Source organism: Saccharophagus sp. K07 (assembly GCF_014336955.1).
Taxonomy (GTDB): Bacteria; Pseudomonadota; Gammaproteobacteria; order Pseudomonadales; family Cellvibrionaceae; genus UBA5868.
Map to the genome: position 1 here is coordinate 101456 of NZ_QRAI01000001.1, position 20439 is coordinate 121894.

Genomic DNA, 20439 nt, shown 5'->3' on the forward strand with positions numbered 1-20439 from the left:
ACTCTTGGAAAACAAACGCATTTCGCCAGTAGCCCCATTAAATAAGTCGACGACCTTAGCGCCGGCGCAAATTTCCAAAATGTCTGAAGTCCGGCATTTCACCTCTGCGGAATTTCAGGCATTGAAAATCGTGAGCGCTTCGGATGAAGGATCTGTTCATCTAAAAGTGTTTCGGGATTTGCGTACACAATTGATGAAGAAGACCGACTGGCGCAACTTCGTTTGTTTGGTGACCTCCGCCGCGCCGGGAGGAAGCTCCCACGTGGCGGTCAACCTCGCAGCTACCATTGCTCTGGATAAAAGCAAAACCTCATTGCTTGTCGACGCGAATCTGTATTCGCCCTATGCAGAAGTGCTATTGCCCGTCCCGTCGCAACTCGGTTTGACCGACTTTTTGGACGATCCCACCACCGGTGTTGAGGACATTGTCTACGCTAGCGGTGTGCCTCGTATGCGTGTTGTGCCTGTGGGTAATAATCGCGAGGGGGGTACGGAAAAGCTGAACTCTCCGCGCATGCGCGAGTTTTTCGCGGAAATCAAAAACCGCTATTCGGATCGTTTTGTCATAGTGGACGCGCCATCGGCGGCCGACTATGACGCAGAAATTCGGATTCTTGCAGAGCTATGCGACTTTGTTGTGCTGGTTGTGCCTTACGGAAAAGTTACGGAATCCCAGCTGAACGCCTCCATCGACAAAATCGGTGCAGATCATTTGGCTGGCATTGTTTATAACTGGTGTTGATTCACAACAAAAATAAAACACCGCTGTTATCAAGCCTTAAATTAGGTGCCTGAAATGGACGCATTCGAGTACGTAAAAGACGTCTATACGTCTCTCAAACGTGAGTTGATACGTTATCGCGCTGCGGCGGCAGCCTTATTCACCGTCCTTTTTCTCGCGGTTCTCTACGTTGCGCTTAACTGGCCAAAGTATTACGTGTCAGAAGCGATCATCGTCAAAGACATAACAAACGTCATTCAACCGCTGTTGCGCGGCACTGCGGAAGTCGCTGATGTCAGTAAGAATGAAACTGTGCAGGATCTGATTCTGTCGCGCCGTCTGCTCGATCGGGTAATTTCTCGCCTCCACTCTGAAAAGGCCAGTTTGTCGCCGGATCAATTGGAAATGGAAATTCTTCGATTGCGGCGCAATCTCCAGGTCACCACGGATTCACGCAATCGAAACCTCACCAATTTGAGCTTTATGTCAGCTGACCCTGACGACGCCTATGAAACCTTAAAAGCTGTGGTCGATGTTTTTATTGAAGACCGGATGGAAGAAAAACAAAAGGTTACCTACGAAGCTCACAACTTCATCAGCCAACAGGTGGAAATCTATAAAAGACGCTTGGAAAAAGCCGAAGAAAAACTGAAGAACTTCCAGGCGGCCAACGTCGATATCAGTGAGCAGACTGTAAAGGAACGTATTTCGGATTTGACTTCTCAACTTCAAAGTCTGCGTATCGCTATCCAGGAGTCGGAAGAAAAAATTCAGACTACAAAAGCCCAGTTGGAAGAAGAGAGCCGTAACGTTAATCAACGGGCTCGGTATAAGTCGCTCACCGATCGGCGCACAGCTTTGGTAGAGCAGCTGGATCAAATGCGATTGATTTATCAGGACACATATCCGGACATAATAACGCTAAAAAATCAGATATCTGAAATAGACGAGTTGATTGACCAGTTCCGAAATCTCTACTCTATTTCTGATCAGCACTCAGAATTGCCGTTGTTGGAAGAGTTGCGTAAACAGCTGTCTTCGGCAGATGTTGAGTTAAAGACGCAGAAACGTCGCATGATCTCGCTAGAAGATCTGCTGGAAAAAGAATACAAAACGGCTGAGCGTGTCGCGGCTAACCAAGCGGAGCTGATGGATCTGACTCGCGATTATGAAGTGACGAAAAAAGTTTATGAAGAAATGCTGGCCCGTAAGGAAAATGCCAATATTACATTGGCTTTGAATGATGAAGGGCAAGGGGAGTCCTATAAAGTTCTAGAGCCGCCCGCGTTTCCAATAAAACCCGCTGGTGTTCCTGCGATTCTGATTTTTATTGCTGCACCGGTGGTTGCCCTGGCGGCGCCCGTGGGGCTGGCGCTTGTGTTTGTCGTACTAGATCCACGTTTAAGATCAGTTGCTCTGTTGTCACAAAAGCTGCCAGAAGGCGTGCCTCTGTTGGCTGCGGTTCCTCATCGTGGGACGCCGCTCGCTGCTCGTCTGTTGCGCAAAGATATTATTTTGCTGACGTTGCTGGGCATTATATTGATTGTGATATACGGCTACACCTTCTATACATTTAAAAATTCTTTGCTGGCACAATTTATTTTGTAAGACTCAATAAAAAATCCCGGTTTGATTGGCAAACCGGGATTTTTTTATACGGGCTCGTTACCGCTCGGCGCTGATGCCCTTTTCTGTCCAGAGCGCATAGTAAAACCCGCCGATCCAGTAGAGGATGCCTAAAATCAAGGCTGGGGTTAGCCAAATGGTTCGCAACTTGTTTTGCCAGTTTTGGTAGCGAAGATGGCGGATAATGATTCGCACTACTTTCACAAACCCCAGCAGTGGTAGCGCGAGAAAAAATACAATTTTTTTTGCTGCGGTTATATTGGGCTGATAGCGAATGTAGTAAAGGTTCTGTCCGTTAATGTAGATTTTTTTCAAAACCTTATTAAACGGTGAATCTTGAATCTGCAAGCCTACAATGTCTGGGCAAAAATAAAGGCTATGCCCTTGATGTCTGAGTCGTTCGGTTAATTCAGTATCCTGCATTCGCGGGATACCTTTAAAGCCGCCGACATTTAAGAATGTCTCTCGGTGGAAACACATTAGGGCAGAACTCAGATTATTTCTTTTGCAAGGTGGATGTAGGGCTTGCGATTCGTGATTAAAGAAATAGTGCTCAAAATACGCCGCCATATCGGCGGAAACCTGGGTATTTAACTCCAAAGCACCGCCAAATACTTTTTTGCCACTTTGTAGCGCGCTCCAGGCAGCATCCAGTGCACCGGGAGCTAGGTAAACATCTGAATCGATAAAAATTAGCAACTCTCCCTTGGCTAATTGAGCGCCTATGTTGCGGCCCTCGCCAGGATTGAAGCGTTGCGATCGGTGTTCATAGCGAACATGGGGAAAGTGGGCTGCGATATCGCGAACTTCATTTCCGCTGGAACAATCAACGACGATAATTTCGTAGGAGCACCGCGTCTGCTGCTGGCAAATGTGCGCAAGCGTTGCCGAGATTGTGTCCTGTGAATTATAGGAAGGAATTATCACGGAGATGTTCATAGCTGATGGCCTCTACGTGGTAACGGCTGAAAATATCCAGGCGCTGATGCGCCACCACTTCAATATTGAAATGCTGTTCGATTAACTTGCGTGCGCGAATCAGTTGTTGTTTGGACGGGTGATCGATAAGAGCGCGAATTGCATTGGCAATGCTGTGAGGATTTCGCTCTTCCGTTAACAGGCCGGTTTCTCCCGGAATTACAATTTCCGGTATTCCAGCGTGCGCGGATGCTACAACCGCGGTGCCAGTGGCCATTGCTTCCATAATCACGACTGGAAGCCCTTCCATGTCGCCGGAATCTGTAGTCACGGATGGGACTATCACAATGTCCGCCTTTGCCATGGCAGTGCGCACTTCCGCAATATTTTTAGGACCGAGAAAAATGACTTCGGATTGCAATCCCAATCGCTCAGCTTGTGTGCGCAGCTCGGTATCGAGAGGACCGCTGCCGATAATATGCAATTCAAAGTTGAGGTCGTATTGCTTAAGTAAGTGGCAAGCTTCGATCAAATATCGAAACCCCTTTTTTTCAACGAAGCGACCAACCCCTAGGAGAATAATTTTGTCTGGATTTTTAGGGATGCTATCGTCAAAGTCGTGAAATGGAAATTCGGCGAGGTTCATTCCGCATCGAATAACGTGTGATTTATTTCGACAAGGAACGATGCGATCGTAATAATCTACGTTGTAGTGGGAGATCATGATCAAAAACTGGGCATTAAGCAGCTTTTGATGTAATCCGACTGTGTCCTTGGCTTTGTAGGTCCCAGCAGAATGAAGCGTCACACTATAAGGAATATGCGCATGTTCGGCGGCAAACATGGCAATCGAACAAGCAACATTCTGAAAGTGTGCGTGTACATGGGTAATTCCCTGTTCCTCCATATGACGAGCGAGAGGTGCAGAGAGAAAATAATGCAGCACCATTTTCCCACGTCGAGGCAGCGAAAATTCTGGGCTCTTGAAGGTGCGCCAGAGGCCGCTCAAATAAGCGACAGGATTGCGCAAGAAATATCGCAGATTTGCCCCTAAAGTCGCTGTTACATTGGTGGGATACAGGTAATAGGTTTCGCCGACAAGGTCTTTTGCGTCTACTGCTGGAGTGTCGTCTTTGCGCGTGCCATAAAGGGATAGCGCAACGCCTAAATGACGCAATGCACGAATTTCCCTGCGCATAAATGTATGCGATGGAGTTCCGAAACAAGTGGTGATATATGCTAATTTCATAAAAACTGCGCGTATAAGCCAAGCTTTCGCAGAGTAGCATTTGGCGCAGATCGAGAATGTTGGTTAAACCACTTAGGCTATTGTCGCGATAAATTTACGTCGTAAAATGTGCCAGTTTTTCGCACTTCTTAGGGTTAGAGAAAGTTATGGGTTATCTTGTTGGAATATCGATTGTTAATTATAAAACCCCCCATTTGGTGGTAGAGTGCTTGCGATCCCTGGCGGAAGAAACAGAGTTCACCGGCCGCCTGCAGGTTGTGGTAGTGGACAATGCGTCTGGCGACGGCTCTTTGGACAAAATATCCACTTTTGTTGCAGAACAAGGATGGCAGTCATGGATTGCCGTGGTGGACGGGCAAAAAAATGGAGGTTATTCATACGGTAATAACATTGCCTTTCGCCGCCTGCTTGATAGCGGGTGTGATTTCATCTGGTTATTGAATCCCGATACGCGTCTGCTGCCTGGTGCCACTCGGGCATTAATCGACTGTTTGGAAGGTGATCCCCAGATTGGTATTGCAGGCAGTCGTCTTGAAGACAGCGACGGCACTCCGCAAGTATCGGCTTTCAATTTTCCGACCCCTTGGGGTGAGTTGATAAATACCGCCAAAATTGGTGTTCTGGAAAGATTGTTTCCCCGCTCTACCATACCTCGCCCCATTAGTGCTACTCGAGAGTCAGTCGATTGGGTGGCTGGAGCCTCTATGATGATGAAGGCCGAGGTTATTCGCCATGTTGGCTTGATGGACGAGCGTTATTTCCTTTACTTCGAAGAAGTGGATTTTTGTCGTGCCGTGATCGCCTCGGGTTACAAAATTGTTTATGAGCCAACGAGCCGGGTAATCCATCATGTGGGAGCTTCGACAGGGATTTCAGATACGCGTAAGCAGGCGCCACGACGACCAACCTATTGGTTTGAGTCACGGCAGCGATATTTTCAGAAGAACTTTGGCTTTGCTGCCACATTAATAGCGGATATTTTTTGGTTGTTGGCATATTCATCTCTGCGCATAAGAGCCAAGATACAGAAAAAAATATTGCGCGACCCTCCACATTTCATCAAAGACTTTATTCGCAACTCGTCTTTTGTGCGTGGGAGATGCTTGTAATGAGCCAACCAGGTTTGTGGGAACTTATCAAAGAAGATTGGGTGGCGAACGGGCGCGACTGGACCCGGCCGGGATTTCGTGCGCTTGCTGTTTATCGTTTTGGGGTGTGGCGCATGACGATAAAGCCCAAATATCTGCGCGCACCTTTAAGTCTTATTTACCGATTTTTGTTTCGTCGCATTCGCAACCGCTATGGGATTGAATTTCCCTATTCCGTGCAGGCGGGGCGGCGCATAGTTATAGAGCATCAGAGTGCTATTGTGATTCACGGAGATGTGGTGATGGGTGACGACTGCATCATTCGTCAGGGTGTCACTTTGGGAAATCGTCATTTAAATAAACCATTTGATGCCCCCCGCCTTGGGAATCGGGTAAATGTTGGCGCCGGCGCCAAAATACTGGGTGGAGTTTCAATTGGTGATGACGCAGTGATAGGCGCAAATGCAGTTGTATTGCACGATGTGCCTGCTAATACGACTGTGGTGGGCATCCCTGCTAAACCCATAAAATATGAATCTGTTATTTAATGCTTCGCTTCCTCTCGATGTCGAATTATTTTTCATTTGGTTGGATTTGATACTGGACTATATTCTATCGCCAGATGTTAAATAGCTTGGTTTAGATGCTGTTCTGCTGGCGCTGGTTTGCAATTTTGGCTTTTGGAATGAGGCTTGCTTGCTATCGGCGCTCTTCAACTATTTAAGTATTGCTTAGCCTGTGACATCTCAGATCTTTCAGATTGTGGAAGATGAGATGGGGCAGTGGTTTAGAGCAAAAAATGAGAAAGGGTTGAAAAATCAGGTGGATCCGCTGGGGATTTTTAATCAATCGATGTGAATGAGGAGCACGTCATGAAAGCTGTGATTTTGGCAGGGGGTTTGGGAACGCGTCTTAGTGAAGAAACAACAATTAAACCAAAGCCTATGGTTGAAATAGGTGGGATGCCGATTTTATGGCATATCATGAAAATTTATTCAGCTCATGGCATTCACGATTTTATTATTTGTTGCGGCTATAAAAGCCACGTTATCAAAGAATTTTTCAGCAATTATGTCGTGCGAAAATCCAATGTGACGTTCGACATGACCTCCAATAGCGTCCAAGTTCACGACGCAGTCACTGAACCGTGGAAAGTCACCCTGATTGAAACTGGCGCGGATACCCTGACCGGCGGTCGCCTGCGTCGAGTTCGAGAATATATTGGTGATGAAACCTTTTGCTTCACCTATGGTGACGGCGTCAGCGACGTTGATATCACTGCTCTCATCAAATTCCACAAGAGCCAAGGCGTTAAAGCGACCCTTACCGCAGTTCAGCCTGCGGGCCGTTTTGGTGCGATTGTCTTAGGAGAGAACGAAACCAAAATTAATTCCTTCCACGAAAAGCCTTCCGGCGATGGCGCTTGGGTAAATGGCGGTTATTTTGTTTTAGAACCGAGTGCCATTAGCTACATTGAAGGAGATAGCACCACCTGGGAAAAAGAACCGCTGCAGAATCTCGCTCGCGAAGGTCAATTGGCTGCATATAAACACACAGGATTTTGGCAGCCGATGGATACTCTGAGAGACAAGCATTATCTTGAAGAATTAATCGAAAAACGTCGGGCGCCCTGGATCAAGTGGTGATACCGAGATTTTGACTCGGATTCAATTCTCGGGCATTTGAAAGGCGATCATATGGATTTCGATAGTGTAGTCATTGGGGCTGGCGTGGTGGGCTTGGCGGTTGCAAGAGCCCTTGCCTGTTCAGGGCGCAGTGTGCTGGTTTTGGAGCGTCACAAATTCATCGGTCAGGAAACCAGTTCTCGCAATAGTGAAGTTATTCATGCGGGGATTTATTATCCCAGCGGCAGTTTGAAAGCGCGTTTATGTGTGCGCGGGCGCGAACTCCTGTACAACTACTGCGATAGCCATAATGTCAGCTACAAGCGCGTAGGAAAATTAATTGTCGCGGCCGGCGATCATCAAAATACCGCGCTTGAACTAATTTACGAGAAGGGAAGGGCGAACGGTGTGGATGATCTTGAATTTATCGATCAGGATCGTTTAACCGAAATGGAGCCGGCATTGTGCGCGACAAAAGCTATCTTGTCGCCTTCCACAGGTATCATTAATAGCCATGAGCTTATGCTGGCTTATCAGGGCGATCTTGAGCGGCAGGGAGGCATCTTGGCGCTTTCCAGTCCGGTGATACAGGGAAAAGCGATCAGCGGCGGTTTTGAACTGGAAATTGGTGGCGAAGAGAATTCCTTTATAAGCTGTCGGGAGTTGATCAACAGCGCCGGTTTGGGAGCGCAAGAGGTCAGTTCTCATATTAAAGGGATTCCCGCAGATTCCATCCCAAAACTGTATTTGTCTCGCGGTTGCTATTTTTCGCTCGCCGGAAAATCCCCTTTTTCGCGCTTGATTTACCCTCTGCCCAATAACGAAGGGCTGGGTGTGCATCTCACATTGGATCAAGCGGGAGTAGCGCGTTTTGGGCCAGACACGGAATGGGTCGATACTGTGGATTACACAGTAGACCCGAGTCGGGGAGACGCGTTTTACCAAGCCATTCGGGAATATTATCCCGCTATTCGACGAGAGTCTCTGCATCCCAGCTATGCGGGCATCCGCCCCAAGATTGTGGGGCCAGGGACAGCAGCGGGTGATTTTATTATTCAAAGCGAAGAGCTGCATTCTGTTCCGGGTTTTGTGGGATTGTATGGAATCGAATCCCCAGGACTTACTGCATCCATGGCGATTGGCGAATATGTTTTGCAAAAGTTAGAAAAGCGAATCAATAGTTTTTCGGCAGAATTTCCAAATTGATATTTCCTTTTAAACGAGCATTTATAGGACGACTATGAACATTTTGATTACCGGAAATCTCGGATATGTAGGGCCTTCTGTCATCAAACAACTTCGTGCGACTTTTCCCAAGGGGCGATTGGTCGGTTTAGATACAGGTTTTTTTGCTCACTGTTTGACAGGGGTGGATGTGTACCCTGATACCTTATTGAATGAACAATGGTATGGCGATATTCGCAATATTAATATTGATATGCTAAGAGGATTTGATGCGGTAGTTCACTTGGCTGCTATCAGTAATGATCCCATGGGGAAAACCTTCGAAACTGTTACAGACGAAATTAATTGTCGCTCCAGTATTCGCTTGGCAGAACTAGCTAAAGAAGCAGGTGTGAGAAATTACGTATTCGCCTCCAGCTGTAGCGTTTATGGTTTTGCGGAAGGCGGTCCCCGCAAGGAAGAAGACAGTCTCAACCCGCTCACAGCATACGCCAAATCCAAAATTGGAACAGAAGAAGGTGTTAAAAGTCTCGCATCGGATTCTTTTGTGGTTACGTGTTTGCGATTTGCAACTGCGTGTGGGTTCAGTGCGCGCACTCGTCTCGATCTCGTATTGAACGATTTTGTCGCGGGAGCCGTTGCCACTGGCGAAATCAGCATTCTGAGCGATGGCACGCCATGGCGCCCTTTAATTCACATCGACGATATGGCATTGGCCATCGAATGGGCAGTTGCTCGTTTGGCAGAAAATGGCGGTGCATTCCTTTCCATTAATGCCGGAAGCGATGAGTGGAATTATCAAGTAAAAGATCTGGCAGAGGCAGTTGCGCAAGTTGTTCCCGGAACTACTGTCTCTATTAATCCCGATGCAGTGCCGGACAAACGCTCATATCAAGTGAGTTTCGAAAAATTCCGCCAGCTTGCCCCCAATCATCAACCGCGAGTGACACTGACTCAAGCCGTTGAAGGGCTCAAGGCTGGATTGGAAAAAATGCAATTTAAAGACGCCAATTTCCGCACATCTCAATATATTCGTTTGGTGGTACTAAAAGGGCATATGGCGACTCAGCGAGTCAACGACAGTCTTTATTGGCGTTAATCAGGGAAGGGTATATGAAATTTCAAGAGACGAAACTTGCCGGCGCCTATATTGTGGATCTCAATTTGCTTCAGGATGAACGAGGTTTTTTTTCACGTATTTTCTGTCGCAACGAATTTGAACAACACGGCTTGGTGTCAGATGTTGTGCAAGGAAATATGTCCTGGAATAGATCCAAGGGTACTTTGCGAGGGATGCACTTTCAATATAGCCCCTATCAAGAAACCAAATTTATTCGCTGCGTTCGCGGTGCAATTTATGACGTGATTATAGATCTGCGCAAAGATTCGCCCACCTATAAACAATGGATTGGTGTGGAGCTTACGGCAGATAACCGAACCGCATTATTTGTCCCGAAAGATTTTGCTCACGGATTTATTACCCTCCAGGATGATACAGAGGTGTTTTATCTTGTATCGCAGAGTTACCAACCCGGCTCTGAAGGTGGTATCCGTTGGAATGATCCACAATTCCAAATCGAATGGCCGCTTGAGCCAACCTGCATTTCTGCAAAAGACGCTGCTTGGCCTGATTATGAAGGATAACCCACATGATTATCGTTGATACCGCACTTGCCAAATTAGCGGCAGAAAACAAACCCATTCGTCTGGCCATGATCGGAGCTGGATTTATGGGGCGTGGTGTAGCTCTGAATATTATTCAAAGCACTCCTGGAATTGATTTGGTTTGTATATCCAATCGCAATATTGATGGGGCCCGTCGCGCCTATTCTGAAGCGGGCGTCGATGACGTTGCTTTGGTCGAGACAGCCGCCCAATTGGAAGACGCAATCATGAGCGGTCGCAAAGCCGTTACGCAGAATGCGCTGGCGCTTTGCGAGGCCGACGGTATTGACGTAGTGCTTGAGGTTACAGGTGCGATTGAGTTCGGCGCAGAAGTTGCGTTAAAAGCAATAGAAAATAAAAAACATATATTGCTGATGAATGCAGAGTTGGACAGCACGCTGGGCCCACTTTTGAAAACCAAGGCGGATAAAGCGGGTGTCGTGTTTACGAACGTCGACGGTGATCAGCCCGGTGTCATAGTCAACCTTTACCGTTTTGTTAAAGGGTTGGGTGTCAAACCCGTTTTGTGCGGCAATATCAAAGGATTGCAAGATCCTTATCGAAACCCCACCACGCAGCAGGAATTCGCGAAAAAATGGGGGCAAAAACCTCATATGGTGGCCTCCTTTGCCGACGGGTCAAAAATTTCTTTTGAACAGGCGATTGTTGCCAATGCCACAGGAATGACTGTTGCAAAACGCGGCATGTTGGGACCTACGGTACCGGCTGGTACTCCTATTGAAAAAACAGTTGAGCTTTACCCGCTCGAACATTTGGAAAATGGGCCGGGCATTGTGGATTATGTGGTGGGCGCAGTACCCAACGGCGGTGTTTTTGTTCTGGGTATGCATGATAATCCTCGACAGCAGCATTACCTGAATCTCTATAAAGTAGGCCCGGGCCCACTGTATTGTTTTTATAACCCTTACCACTTATGTCATTTTGAGGTTGGCAATACGGTTGCGCGTGCTGTGCTGTTCCACGATGCTGCGGTAGCTCCAATCGGTAAACCAATGGTGGATGTGGTGGCCACCGCTAAGACAGATTTGAAGGCTGGGGATACTATCGACGGAATCGGCTGGTACATGACCTACGGTCAGGCGGAAAACGCAGATGTGGTGTTTCGCGACCGGCTATTGCCAATGGGGTTGGCGGAAGGGTGTATATTAAAACGCGACGTTCCAAAAGATCAGGTTCTGACGTACGACGATGTGGAATTGCCTCCGGGCAGGTTGTGCGATCAACTGCGCGCGGAGCAAAACGCACTTTTTTTTGCGGATTAAATTGGAAGGAAACGCGATCTCTCTCGGGGATGGAATTTACCGGGTGAGATAGCGTTGTAACCGAACATTGGATTTAGTTTATATGCTGACCTTACCTGCATTACGTTATCCAGTTTATTTTGTTAGCAAGGAGCTACATAGGTTTAAAGATCTCATCGACAATGGTGGGCTTGTTGCGAATAGTGAAGAGGCATTTAAGCGATGCATGTCTGGCGCTGACGTATGGTCAGTGCAGAGTTATGTCCTGTTGAAGCAACGAGGTCTGGATATTTATTTGACGGATCATTATGTACCTGATGCGATTTGTGTTGTGCCGCATAATTTTTTGATGGTACGGGATCTGCCGTTTAATAGTTACGTTGTTGCCTGTCGTACCGACTCGGCACGCCCAGCAATATGTGAAATACGTTCAGTGATGAATCCATTGGCAATAGTCGATTCGGACGATCACTTTTTACCGCATTGGCCGCAACCCATTTTGATTCCGCGGGATAGAACGCGAGGTAGTCGAGTGGAGAATTTGGATTTCAAAGGGCATCCGCGTAACTTGGCAGGACCCTTCAAAACGCCGGAATTTTTAGCTAGTTTGCGCGAAATTGGAATGCAGTTTTTATTCGATAGTAATGCGGCTGTCGAACAGGTAGATCCTCGCAATCAATTTCTGTCCTGGGCCGATTATTCACAAAGTGATGTGGTCTTAGCTGTTCGCAATCTCACTGAATATGATTTTGGCTTAAAACCGGCCGTCAAGCTGGTTAACTCTTGGATGGCAGGGGTGCCTGCGATACTAGGACCTGAACCGGCATATCAAGCGCTGCGTAAATCGGAATTGGATTATATCGAGGTTATCACAGCCGAAGATGCGTTACGGGAGTTGAAGCGTTTGAAGGAGAATCCATCACTCTATCAACAGATGGTGGAAAATGGACTGCAGCGAGCCAAGGAGTGCTCTGCTGATGTTGTGGCTCAAGCGTGGTACCAATTTTTGAATGGCCCGGTAACGCAGGGGTACGAAAGATGGAGGCAGGCGGGATGGATGGATAGAAAGATCGGTCGTCCTGTTCGTTTTTTCTTGCGAGCTATAAAGCATAAACAAAACGAAAAGCATCATTGTTATCGCCGTGATAATGGGTATAGGCCTGTGCCCGGCTAATCTTAATCATTCTCCTGAATTGATTTGGCATCACTATTGCATTGCGCCCGCTATTGGCGCCTCGATAAATTGAAAACGACAATATGATTAAAAAACTCTTAATCGTGCAATACGGTGGCGACTTCAAGGAGGCTTACCAGAAGATTCGCTCTGGAGCGCCGGAGTTTTACGCTAATCAGCGATATTCAATCGAAGCGGTTGTCCGCCTGAAAGAATATGTAGGGGAGGTGACGACACTTTGTTGTCATTCTGAGGGCGCCTACTCAGAAATTCTTGAGCCCGGTGTTCGTGCCATTGGCGTAGGCGCGACGGAAGCTGATGGATATCCAGTTACCATCGAAAAAACAATTGCAACTCTCGAAAATTACCAGCCGGATTATGTGGTTCTCCGCACGCCGGCAACCGCTATCTTGCGCTGGTTGCGTAAGAAAAAAATCCCTGCATCACTCATTCTGGCAGATTCATTTAACGGTTCATCTCTGGGGGATCGAATCCGCTACTTGCAGCTTGCTTGGGAATGCAACCATTCCAACGTTCGATGGATAGGAAATCACGGCGTCGGCGCATGCCTGTCCTTGAAAAAAATAGGTATTAACGCCGCTAAAATTGTTCCGTGGGACTGGCCTGTTTCGGTTGATCCGTCTCGTTTTCCGCCGAAGAGGTTGCAAATCATTGGCAACCCTAGATTGCTGTATGTCGGCGCTATATCAGAAGACAAAGGCGTAACTGATTGTATCGAAGCCGTTGCCCATTTACGCAAATTGGGTCAAGAGGTGGCATTGGATATTTGTGGCAAAGGCAATGTAGAGGAGTGTAGGGAGTTTGCGCAGCGATACGGTGTGGCGGATGCAGTTAACTTTTGTGGATTGTTACCCAATACAGAAGTCATTTCCCGTATGGCCGGTGCCGATGTTGTAATTGTACCCAGTCGCAAATCTTATCCTGAAGGCTTCCCCAAAACCATTAATGAGGCTTTGTGCTCGCGTTCGCCACTGATTGTTTCCGATCATCCAATATTCGCTCGAGTGTTGAAAAATCGGGCTAACGCGATGGTGTTTCAGTCTGGTTCGGCGATTTCGTTGGCGCAGAGTGTAATGGAACTGCTGGGCGATCCTGCGCTTTATGCGCATCTCTCAGAAAATGCCATGGCAACCTGGCGGAGTTTGCAGATCTCCATGAAATGGGGAAAACTCCTGGAAAACATCGTGTTAGGCACGCAAGATGCACAAAGTCAGGTGTCCTCCAGTCGGTTGGATTCCGGTCAGTATAACCTGGCCGAGTGAAGTGACGCGGTGGCCGAAGAGGCTAGTGAGGATTGGTCTAAATTCAAGCTAAAGCTGGCAGCTGCGAATCCCGCGATCAATAGCAAAAACAGCAATTCCCATTTTATTGATATCCAACCGGAATTGGCGATAAACGCTAAGGTGATGGCATAGCCAGTCAAATAGCCAAGTCCAGAGCCGATCAGCATCCCAAATATGCCAGCAACGTGATAGCCAATAATTAATCCCAAAATGTTGCACGTTGCCAGCGTGCAGACTGTAAAAAAGTGGATGCGGGTTTTTCCCTGGGCAAGCAGCGCGTTTTGATAGATTTGCGGCAAGGTGCGGATTGCGCCGTTGATCGCCAGGATTGTGAGCACCTGTCCTGCGAAGGCGTAGCGGTCATCGTAGAGAATCTCAATAATGAAGACCGATAAAAGCGATACAATCCCGAACATAGGGATTGTGACAGCCATGAGAATGGTGCGCAGTCGAATCAGCATGAATTGGAGTTTATTAGGGTCCTCCCGATGAACGCGAGATAGAGTAGGAAACAAAACGCTACTCATAAAACGTTCTACCAATTCTCCAAAAATCCATGCAATAGTCCCGGCAATGGCGATCATTGCCAAGATCGTCGTAGACACAAAATGCCCCTCGATCAGCCTTACTCCCTGGCCGCTGAAGAAGGTAAATATAGTGCTCCAGAAGACCCATTTGCCGAAGTGAAATATCTGTTTGGCGAAAGCCGGGTCCCAACACAAACGATGCTTGTGATCCTTCAGCAATACATGTCCAAGTAGCAACTCCATCGCGCAGCCGACCCAGCTGCCAATTGCTAAAGCCCATACGGACTCCAGAATTAATGCGAGTACAATCATTGAGATGATGCAGACCACTTGCCCTATTAATTGCATGATCATGATCTGCTTCACTTTCAATTCCCGCTCTGCGAGAACGAAGTCAACTGCGCGGAATCCGCTTATAACCGCGCTGAAGCCACAAAAACAGAGTAAGGGGAAAAGTAGATCTTCGCCGTAGAACCGCGATGCGGGATACGCAAGCAAACACAGTGCAATCCATAGCACAAACCCGCGAATGATTTGCATTGTCCAGGCGGTATTAAGAAAGTCGGGATTGGTGGCGTTTTTGGCTTGAATGATCGCGGGTCTAATCCCGAGGTCGCTGAACATGGTGGAGGCGATAACAAAGACATTGACCAAAGCCATCAGGCCAAAGGCTTCCGGGAAAAGAAGCCGGGTCAAAATCAGGTTGCTGACCAGTTGAAGTGCCTTTTGACTGCCAAAGCCCGCGGCGATCCAAAAACTCCCTGAATAGATCCTGCGTTTCAACTCCGAACCCTGGCGCAGGCGCTTCAATATGGTTAGCATCTATAACACTAAATCTCTGTGACTAAGTTGTCGGTGAGCGCCGTTTACGTGCTTCTCTCGAAGAGAATTCATTGGAGCGTAGTGTATTGCGTTCTGATGAACGAGGCGAGAATTTTTTAGGGCTAGCCAATAGATTTTTGTGGTGGTTACTAACTTTGGTGGTCTAACGTGACTTTTTGCACAGGTTGATCATTGAATAACCTTAATATCTTATCGACAAGAATTGCGGAACCCCGTCGATTTAGATGGTCGTCATCATAATAAAGGGGGCTGCCATCGGTTTGAGCTCGACAGATATTAAGTAATGTATCGCACAGAAAATCCGCAGGATTAACTAAAGCAATATTATCTCCTTGGATGCGCTCCATGAGTTCGAGGATAAAGCGATTTCGCTTTAAATAGATGGGATAGTCTGTGTTGATTTCGTTCGGTATTGAACCGTGTTGTAAATAGTGCATGAAATTGTAGGTGGGCACATCCCATCCGACTTCTGGAACAGGTTTTACCAAAACAAGCCGCTTGGACGCTTGGGCAAGGGATTTGATGTGTTTTTCAATAATCGTTGCAGCCGCTTCAGGAGTATTAGAGCGTACGCCATTGACCAGAACGTAATTTTCGCGGGGCGCGTTTGCCTTTTCGATTCCACCGCGTTGGTTATCGAAGAAAACGCTATCAAGATAGCCATCGATAGGTGCAATACTGAAACTCCATCTTGCAATCAGAATTGTGGTTGCCTGATTGGCTTCCAAATAATTCAAGACGACTTTTTGAGAGCTGTCACAGTCGCTCAACTTGGATGCGTGGCCAGCATTTCCTATAAACCCCGGAATAACATGGCAATTCCAGTTGATAATATACACACCCTTTTTGTGACTTTGGATGAGCTGTTGGTTCAATGGATAAAGCAGCATTCCAGCATGAGAATCGCCGATCAGAGCGACTATTTCATTTGCATTCGGCGCACCGAATTCACAGAGTTCAACGCCAGGAGCGTTTGCCAAAGTGTTTTTGTGTGGGCAGATTGCCTTGTCCGAATCGCGTTCTATTTCAATAGCTGCTAAAACTTCTTCACTGAAACGGAATTTCATTCCGTGACTGAATTTCGCCGCTATGGCAAACACCAGTAGTAGTATGGCAGCAGAGCCACAATACAAGTAAACCTTGGTTGAAGGCAGTTTCTTTTTGTGGCGGAATGGTACTTCAATAAATTTCCAGCTGAGATAGGCGAGAGCGAAGCTCAACAGGATCAGAAGGATGTAAAAAGTAAAGTCCGGTTCGCACTGGCATCTCAGGCGTGCGAAGGCAAATATGGGCTGATGCCAGAGATACAGGCTATAACTAATTAAGCCTATGGCAACCAATGGTTTGGCAGACAGAAGCTTGCCTGTGATCGTGTGTTGCGAAAAGCAAATGATAAAGGCTGTTCCAAGAACAACAGGGACCGCAGCCAAACCAGGAAAGGGAACTTTGTGATCAAGGAAAAATATGGAGCTTAGCAAAAAAAGCAGGCCAATTACGGAAAGGCCTTCCCGAACAATAGGGTTCTTGGGGAGGGCTTGTGTGTAGTAAGTCAAATAAATTGCACACAAGGATCCAATTAAAAGCTCCCATGCGCGAGAGGTAATCAAATAGAAGGCGGCGCCTTGATTGCTCCTCACCAAATGCTGAGCCAGAGTAAGGCTGGCTGCGGCGAATAAAATAAGGAAGAGGACCAGTCTGTTTTTGCGAAAACGAAACAGAAACAACAGTAGGAGCGGAAAAAATATATAAAACTGCTCTTCAACAGAAAGGCTCCAGGTATGCAAAAGAGGATTGAGTTCTGCGGCCGAGTCAAAATATCCGGTGTTTCTCCAAAAATAGATGTTGGAAACGAATAGAAATGTCGCTGCAAGAGCTGCCCCAAAGTGATCCAATGTTTGAGGTGGGAGCCAATTAAAAGCCGCTACGGATGAGACGACAGATACCGCTATGAGTGCCGGAATGATTCTGCGGATGCGACGTTCGTAGAATTTGCTAATTGAGATGGTCTGCGATTGTTCCAGTTCGCGCAGGAGCAAAAAGGTGATGAGATATCCGCTTATGACGAAAAAAATATCAACCCCAACGAAGCCACCGCTTACCAGGGTAAAGCCCGCGTGATAAAAGACAACGGGCAGCACGGCTACGGATCTTAAACCATCGATCTCGGGGCGGTAGAACATAAAGATTTCCTTCTCGTGCGGTTCGTATCGCTAGGAGACAGAGCGCGCCCAGGTCCTCAGTGGAGAATGGATCCTGATGAGTGGACTCCCGGTTGCTGCTTATAATACGAGGTCGCGGGATTTTGTCCAGGCGTTCCAATGGGGTGCCCTCTCATCCATATTAACTTGGTGAAGGTTGGTGCAGAAGTGGATGTGGTGCCAGGACAGATTATATTTTGATCAACTTATTAGATTGGGTTATTGCTGATGCCGATAATGCCGCCTCCAAATGGCTTTTATTACATAGCGCTTTTTATCCTGTGGCCATTGGTGGCATACAAAATCTTTAAACGCTACAGTCTGGACAGGTCCATAATTCTGCTTTTCCTGGTGCCCTATCTATTCTTGCCTGTTCCTCATGGTGGGATGACCCCCATAAAGCTCCCCTTATTTCCTCCGTTGGACAAGGAGGCTGTGCCGGTTTTTGTCGCGCTTGCTCTAATTTATATGAACAAAATCAAGCTCGATTACCTGCCCAAGTTCCGCTGGAGTTTAGTGTTTTGTCTAGCATTTCTGTTGTCCCCATTCATGACGGTTTTCGCAAACAATGATCCATTGGTTTTCGGAACCAGAGTTCTTCCGGGGTTGAAATTTTCAGAAGCTTTGTCGATTTTTGCGGGCGTCTATATCAAGGTCTATGTGCCATTTATTATTGGTTTTTCCCTTTTAAATACAAATAGGGCCCATGAAGAATTTATTAAGATGATTTTTATTCTTGGGTTGGTGTATTCGTTGATTATGGTGTATGAAGTGCGGATGAGTCCGCAATTGCACCGAATTGTTTATGGCTATTTCCCCCATGACTGGATACAACAAATACGAGCGGGAGGATTTCGACCGGTTGCATTCCTTGGACATGGTCTCCTTGTCGCTTTATATGGCTGTCTGATGACGATATCAGCTTTTATTTTATGGCGTAATCGTCATGAGGTTATGAAGGGAAAAGGAGCGTTTGTTGTCTTGTACTTCATAGCCGTATTAATTCTATGTAAAACCTACAGTGCAGTGATTTATTTTTTAGCATTTTTAGCGTTGACACTTTTCCTCAGTATACGCATGCGATTGACAGTTGCGTCCGTAGTTGGGCTGATTTTCTTGTTCTATCCCGCAGTCCGCAGTCTTCTTCCGTTGTCCGAAATAACGGAATTTTTTATGGATCTCAATCCTGACAGAGCGGCATCGTTGCAATTTCGATTTAATCATGAAGACCACCTTTTGGAGAAAGGCAATGAGCGCCCGTGGTTTGGTTGGGGAACATGGGGGCGCAACCGTATATATGATCCATTGACAGGAAAAGACCTCAGTGTGACAGATGGCGCATGGATACTCGCATATGGAATTTTTGGTTGGTTGGGTTATATAGGTTCTATGGGACTGCTTGCGTATCCTGTGTTCGCGCTGAAGCGAACTTTGAATGACAAAACTGAAAAAGATTTTTCCACTTACACTTTAGGTTTGGTCTTCATCTTAATGATTTATATGATTGACCAGATCCCTAACGCTTCTTTATGTCACCTGAGTTATTTGATCGCGGGTGCCGTTCTTGGCAGAGCAAAACAGTTAGCTGAGAGCAGGTCCCGACCGATTACCGAAGGTTTGCGTCCCGCATGACCACGAAATTTGTATTTCCCACGACCCAGCATCAACACTTAGTTGACGAGGTGTTGAATATCGCTATCGAAGCGGGACGTGCTGTTTTGGAGGTGTATCACGGTGCAGAATGGGATGTGCAACTCAAAGAGGATAAGTCGCCAGTAACGCGCGCCGACTATATAAGCCATAAAGTTATAGAGTCGGGATTGAGGGCATTGGGCACGGTACCTGTGTTGTCTGAAGAGTCTGAGATGCCGGAATGGTCAATTCGTCGACAATGGTTTGAGTATTGGTTGATTGATCCTCTGGATGGAACCCGCGAATTCATCAGACGCAATGGAGAATTCACGGTAAACATTGCTCTCGTGCAGGATGGAAATCCTGTCCTTGGAGTGGTATATGCGCCAGTACAGGATTTAATTTTTTGGGGGACGCGCAATTTTGGGGCGTTTTGTCGGCGAGGTGCGCGCGGACAATCTCAGCAGATCAATTCCTTATCTCGTTCAAGCAATAAAATATTGCGAATCGCAGCGAGCCATTCGCACAAATTCTCGCCAGATTTTTCTGATTTTCTTGCGCGACTGCCAGAATATGAAATGGTTTTTATTGGCAGCTCACTAAAAATGTGTATGGTGGCGGACGGTAGTGTCGATTTATATCCGCGTATTGGGCCAACAAGTGAATGGGACACGGCTGCTGCACAGGCAGTGGTGGAGGCCGCCGGCGGCCATGTATTGGATTGGAGGACATTGAATCCTTTGTCCTACAACCAAAAAGAATCTCTTCTAAATACATCTTTTGTTGTGTGTTCAGAATCTTCTTATGCTTTGGTTCGTAGCGTTTTTTGCTCAGATTTCGGCCAGAAAAAATAGTTTTCAGTGCCTGAAAAGGTATAAAAATTATATTTTTATGCCTTGCCTGTTGTCTCGAATTAATTGCGTGTCCATCTTGATTGCCAATTGTTTATAAACTGTTTTTTTCTGCAGCAAACTCATTTGCACAATTTTGTAGCAGTTGATTAACGGGGAAAATATTGGTCAATAAAATTGCTTTGTGAAATAGATTGCACATCCGGCATTGACAAGACTTTGTTTGTGCGGTCACAATTCGACCACCTTTTCATACGCTGACAAGCCCTCAGGGCGAATGATCATCCAAAAAGATTCGCCGCGTATGTCCAGGCCCCTCTTAATTTGGGGCATCAAGGTACTCAAAATAGCTGACGATAAGAATACTTGCGATCTTGGGGCAACCTTGTGTTATTCCAAAGCTGTCCGCGAAAAACAAATCTGTAAAAAGCGCCATCAGGCATTTCTGATTTGTTTTGGATTTGCTATGTCGCGGGTATTCACGAGCCTTACTTTGAGCTAACTCCTGATTTTTAAAAAGATTTTTTTGCGATAAAACATTTTTTTCAAGATGTGGCATAGGAATCAACAC

At 46.8% G+C, this 20439-nt stretch carries 18 protein-coding genes; 13 read left to right on the forward strand and 5 right to left on the reverse strand.

Going from position 1 to position 20439, the window contains the following annotated elements; translation table 11 throughout:
- Window positions 1–4 precede the first annotated feature (4 nt).
- Together DWB84_RS00475 and DWB84_RS00480 are read left to right on the forward strand one after the other, a co-directional pair.
- Window positions 5–742 carry a CpsD/CapB family tyrosine-protein kinase gene (locus DWB84_RS00475; protein ID WP_222867970.1) on the forward strand — a complete coding sequence of 246 codons (738 nt, stop codon included), beginning with the start codon at window positions 5–7 and terminating at the stop codon, window positions 740–742.
- Window positions 743–796: 54 nt separating this feature from the next.
- The gene (locus DWB84_RS00480; protein WP_187407804.1) at window positions 797–2329 is read left to right on the forward strand and encodes an XrtA system polysaccharide chain length determinant; all 1533 of its coding nucleotides are present in this window, start codon (window positions 797–799) and stop codon (window positions 2327–2329) included.
- Between the two features lie 57 nt (window positions 2330–2386).
- Here the strand turns inward: DWB84_RS00480 and DWB84_RS00485 are convergent, their stop codons facing one another.
- Together DWB84_RS00485 and DWB84_RS00490 are read right to left on the reverse strand one after the other, a co-directional pair.
- Entirely contained in the window at window positions 2387–3286 is a 900-nt protein-coding gene (locus DWB84_RS00485) for a glycosyltransferase family 2 protein (protein WP_187407805.1), read from the reverse strand.
- Window positions 3255–4514, reverse strand: coding sequence for a glycosyltransferase family 4 protein (locus DWB84_RS00490; RefSeq protein WP_187407806.1), 1260 nt, complete (start codon window positions 4512–4514; stop codon window positions 3255–3257). The genes DWB84_RS00485 and DWB84_RS00490 overlap by 32 nt, the downstream gene beginning before the upstream one ends.
- A gap of 146 nt (window positions 4515–4660) precedes the next feature.
- Between DWB84_RS00490 and DWB84_RS00495 the strand changes: the two genes are divergently transcribed.
- From DWB84_RS00495 to DWB84_RS00535, 9 genes are all read left to right on the forward strand, one after another.
- Window positions 4661–5623 (forward strand): glycosyltransferase family 2 protein, encoded by a 963-nt coding sequence (locus DWB84_RS00495; RefSeq protein WP_187407807.1) that lies wholly within the window; start codon window positions 4661–4663, stop codon window positions 5621–5623.
- A complete protein-coding gene (locus DWB84_RS19250) occupies window positions 5623–6150 on the forward strand; it encodes a serine O-acetyltransferase (protein ID WP_304610841.1) in 528 nt (175 codons plus the stop codon). The genes DWB84_RS00495 and DWB84_RS19250 overlap by 1 nt, the downstream gene beginning before the upstream one ends.
- A gap of 324 nt (window positions 6151–6474) precedes the next feature.
- Window positions 6475–7248: a glucose-1-phosphate cytidylyltransferase gene (rfbF, locus tag DWB84_RS00505; protein WP_187407809.1), complete on the forward strand. Its 774-nt coding sequence runs from the start codon at window positions 6475–6477 to the stop codon at window positions 7246–7248.
- A 51-nt stretch (window positions 7249–7299) separates the two neighbouring features.
- Window positions 7300–8433, forward strand: a complete 1134-nt coding sequence (locus DWB84_RS00510) for an NAD(P)/FAD-dependent oxidoreductase (protein WP_187407810.1) — start codon at window positions 7300–7302, stop codon at window positions 8431–8433.
- A 34-nt stretch (window positions 8434–8467) separates the two neighbouring features.
- On the forward strand, window positions 8468–9511 hold the full coding sequence (locus DWB84_RS00515; protein ID WP_187407811.1) for an NAD(P)-dependent oxidoreductase: 1044 nt from the start codon (window positions 8468–8470) through the stop codon (window positions 9509–9511).
- A gap of 14 nt (window positions 9512–9525) precedes the next feature.
- A complete protein-coding gene (gene rfbC, locus DWB84_RS00520) occupies window positions 9526–10056 on the forward strand; it encodes a dTDP-4-dehydrorhamnose 3,5-epimerase (RefSeq protein WP_187407812.1) in 531 nt (176 codons plus the stop codon).
- 5 nt (window positions 10057–10061) lie between these two features.
- Window positions 10062–11360, forward strand: a complete 1299-nt coding sequence (locus DWB84_RS00525) for an NAD(P)H-dependent oxidoreductase (protein WP_187407813.1) — start codon at window positions 10062–10064, stop codon at window positions 11358–11360.
- An 82-nt stretch (window positions 11361–11442) separates the two neighbouring features.
- A complete protein-coding gene (locus tag DWB84_RS00530) occupies window positions 11443–12513 on the forward strand; it encodes a glycosyltransferase (RefSeq protein WP_187407814.1) in 1071 nt (356 codons plus the stop codon).
- 83 nt (window positions 12514–12596) lie between these two features.
- Entirely contained in the window at window positions 12597–13796 is a 1200-nt protein-coding gene (locus DWB84_RS00535) for a glycosyltransferase family 4 protein (protein WP_187407815.1), read from the forward strand.
- On the opposite strand, the gene DWB84_RS00540 is transcribed toward DWB84_RS00535, so the two are convergent.
- A complete protein-coding gene (locus DWB84_RS00540; protein WP_187407816.1) occupies window positions 13775–15166 on the reverse strand; it encodes an oligosaccharide flippase family protein in 1392 nt (463 codons plus the stop codon). The two genes, DWB84_RS00535 and DWB84_RS00540, sit on opposite strands and share 22 nt — an antisense overlap.
- Window positions 15167–15315: 149 nt before the next feature.
- Window positions 15316–17367, reverse strand: a complete 2052-nt coding sequence (locus DWB84_RS00545) for an acyltransferase family protein (protein WP_187407817.1) — start codon at window positions 17365–17367, stop codon at window positions 15316–15318.
- Between the two features lie 246 nt (window positions 17368–17613).
- Between DWB84_RS00545 and DWB84_RS00550 the strand changes: the two genes are divergently transcribed.
- Window positions 17614–19017 (forward strand): hypothetical protein, encoded by a 1404-nt coding sequence (locus DWB84_RS00550; RefSeq protein WP_187407818.1) that lies wholly within the window; start codon window positions 17614–17616, stop codon window positions 19015–19017.
- Between the two features lie 50 nt (window positions 19018–19067).
- Entirely contained in the window at window positions 19068–19871 is an 804-nt protein-coding gene (gene cysQ, locus DWB84_RS00555) for a 3'(2'),5'-bisphosphate nucleotidase CysQ (RefSeq protein WP_370589632.1), read from the forward strand.
- A 316-nt stretch (window positions 19872–20187) separates the two neighbouring features.
- On the opposite strand, the gene DWB84_RS00560 is transcribed toward cysQ, so the two are convergent.
- On the reverse strand, window positions 20188–20439 hold the full coding sequence (locus tag DWB84_RS00560; protein ID WP_187407820.1) for a hypothetical protein: 252 nt from the start codon (window positions 20437–20439) through the stop codon (window positions 20188–20190).

Bases quoted from the DNA above. Each gene is read 5' to 3' on its own strand.
- DWB84_RS00530 (WP_187407814.1), top strand. From the start codon at position 11,443: ATGCTGACCTTACCTGCATTACGTTATCCAGTTTATTTTGTTAGCAAG.
- DWB84_RS00480 (WP_187407804.1), top strand. From the start codon at position 797: ATGGACGCATTCGAGTACGTAAAAGACGTCTATACGTCTCTCAAACGT.
- DWB84_RS00540 (WP_187407816.1), bottom strand. From the start codon at position 15,166: ATGCTAACCATATTGAAGCGCCTGCGCCAGGGTTCGGAGTTGAAACGC.
- DWB84_RS00510 (WP_187407810.1), top strand. From the start codon at position 7,300: ATGGATTTCGATAGTGTAGTCATTGGGGCTGGCGTGGTGGGCTTGGCG.
- DWB84_RS00525 (WP_187407813.1), top strand. From the start codon at position 10,062: ATGATTATCGTTGATACCGCACTTGCCAAATTAGCGGCAGAAAACAAA.
- rfbC (WP_187407812.1), top strand. From the start codon at position 9,526: ATGAAATTTCAAGAGACGAAACTTGCCGGCGCCTATATTGTGGATCTC.
- DWB84_RS00550 (WP_187407818.1), top strand. From the start codon at position 17,614: ATGCCGATAATGCCGCCTCCAAATGGCTTTTATTACATAGCGCTTTTT.
- DWB84_RS00495 (WP_187407807.1), top strand. From the start codon at position 4,661: ATGGGTTATCTTGTTGGAATATCGATTGTTAATTATAAAACCCCCCAT.
- DWB84_RS19250 (WP_304610841.1), top strand. From the start codon at position 5,623: ATGAGCCAACCAGGTTTGTGGGAACTTATCAAAGAAGATTGGGTGGCG.
- rfbF (WP_187407809.1), top strand. From the start codon at position 6,475: ATGAAAGCTGTGATTTTGGCAGGGGGTTTGGGAACGCGTCTTAGTGAA.
- DWB84_RS00545 (WP_187407817.1), bottom strand. From the start codon at position 17,367: ATGTTCTACCGCCCCGAGATCGATGGTTTAAGATCCGTAGCCGTGCTG.
- DWB84_RS00490 (WP_187407806.1), bottom strand. From the start codon at position 4,514: ATGAAATTAGCATATATCACCACTTGTTTCGGAACTCCATCGCATACA.
- DWB84_RS00535 (WP_187407815.1), top strand. From the start codon at position 12,597: ATGATTAAAAAACTCTTAATCGTGCAATACGGTGGCGACTTCAAGGAG.
- DWB84_RS00515 (WP_187407811.1), top strand. From the start codon at position 8,468: ATGAACATTTTGATTACCGGAAATCTCGGATATGTAGGGCCTTCTGTC.
- DWB84_RS00485 (WP_187407805.1), bottom strand. From the start codon at position 3,286: ATGAACATCTCCGTGATAATTCCTTCCTATAATTCACAGGACACAATC.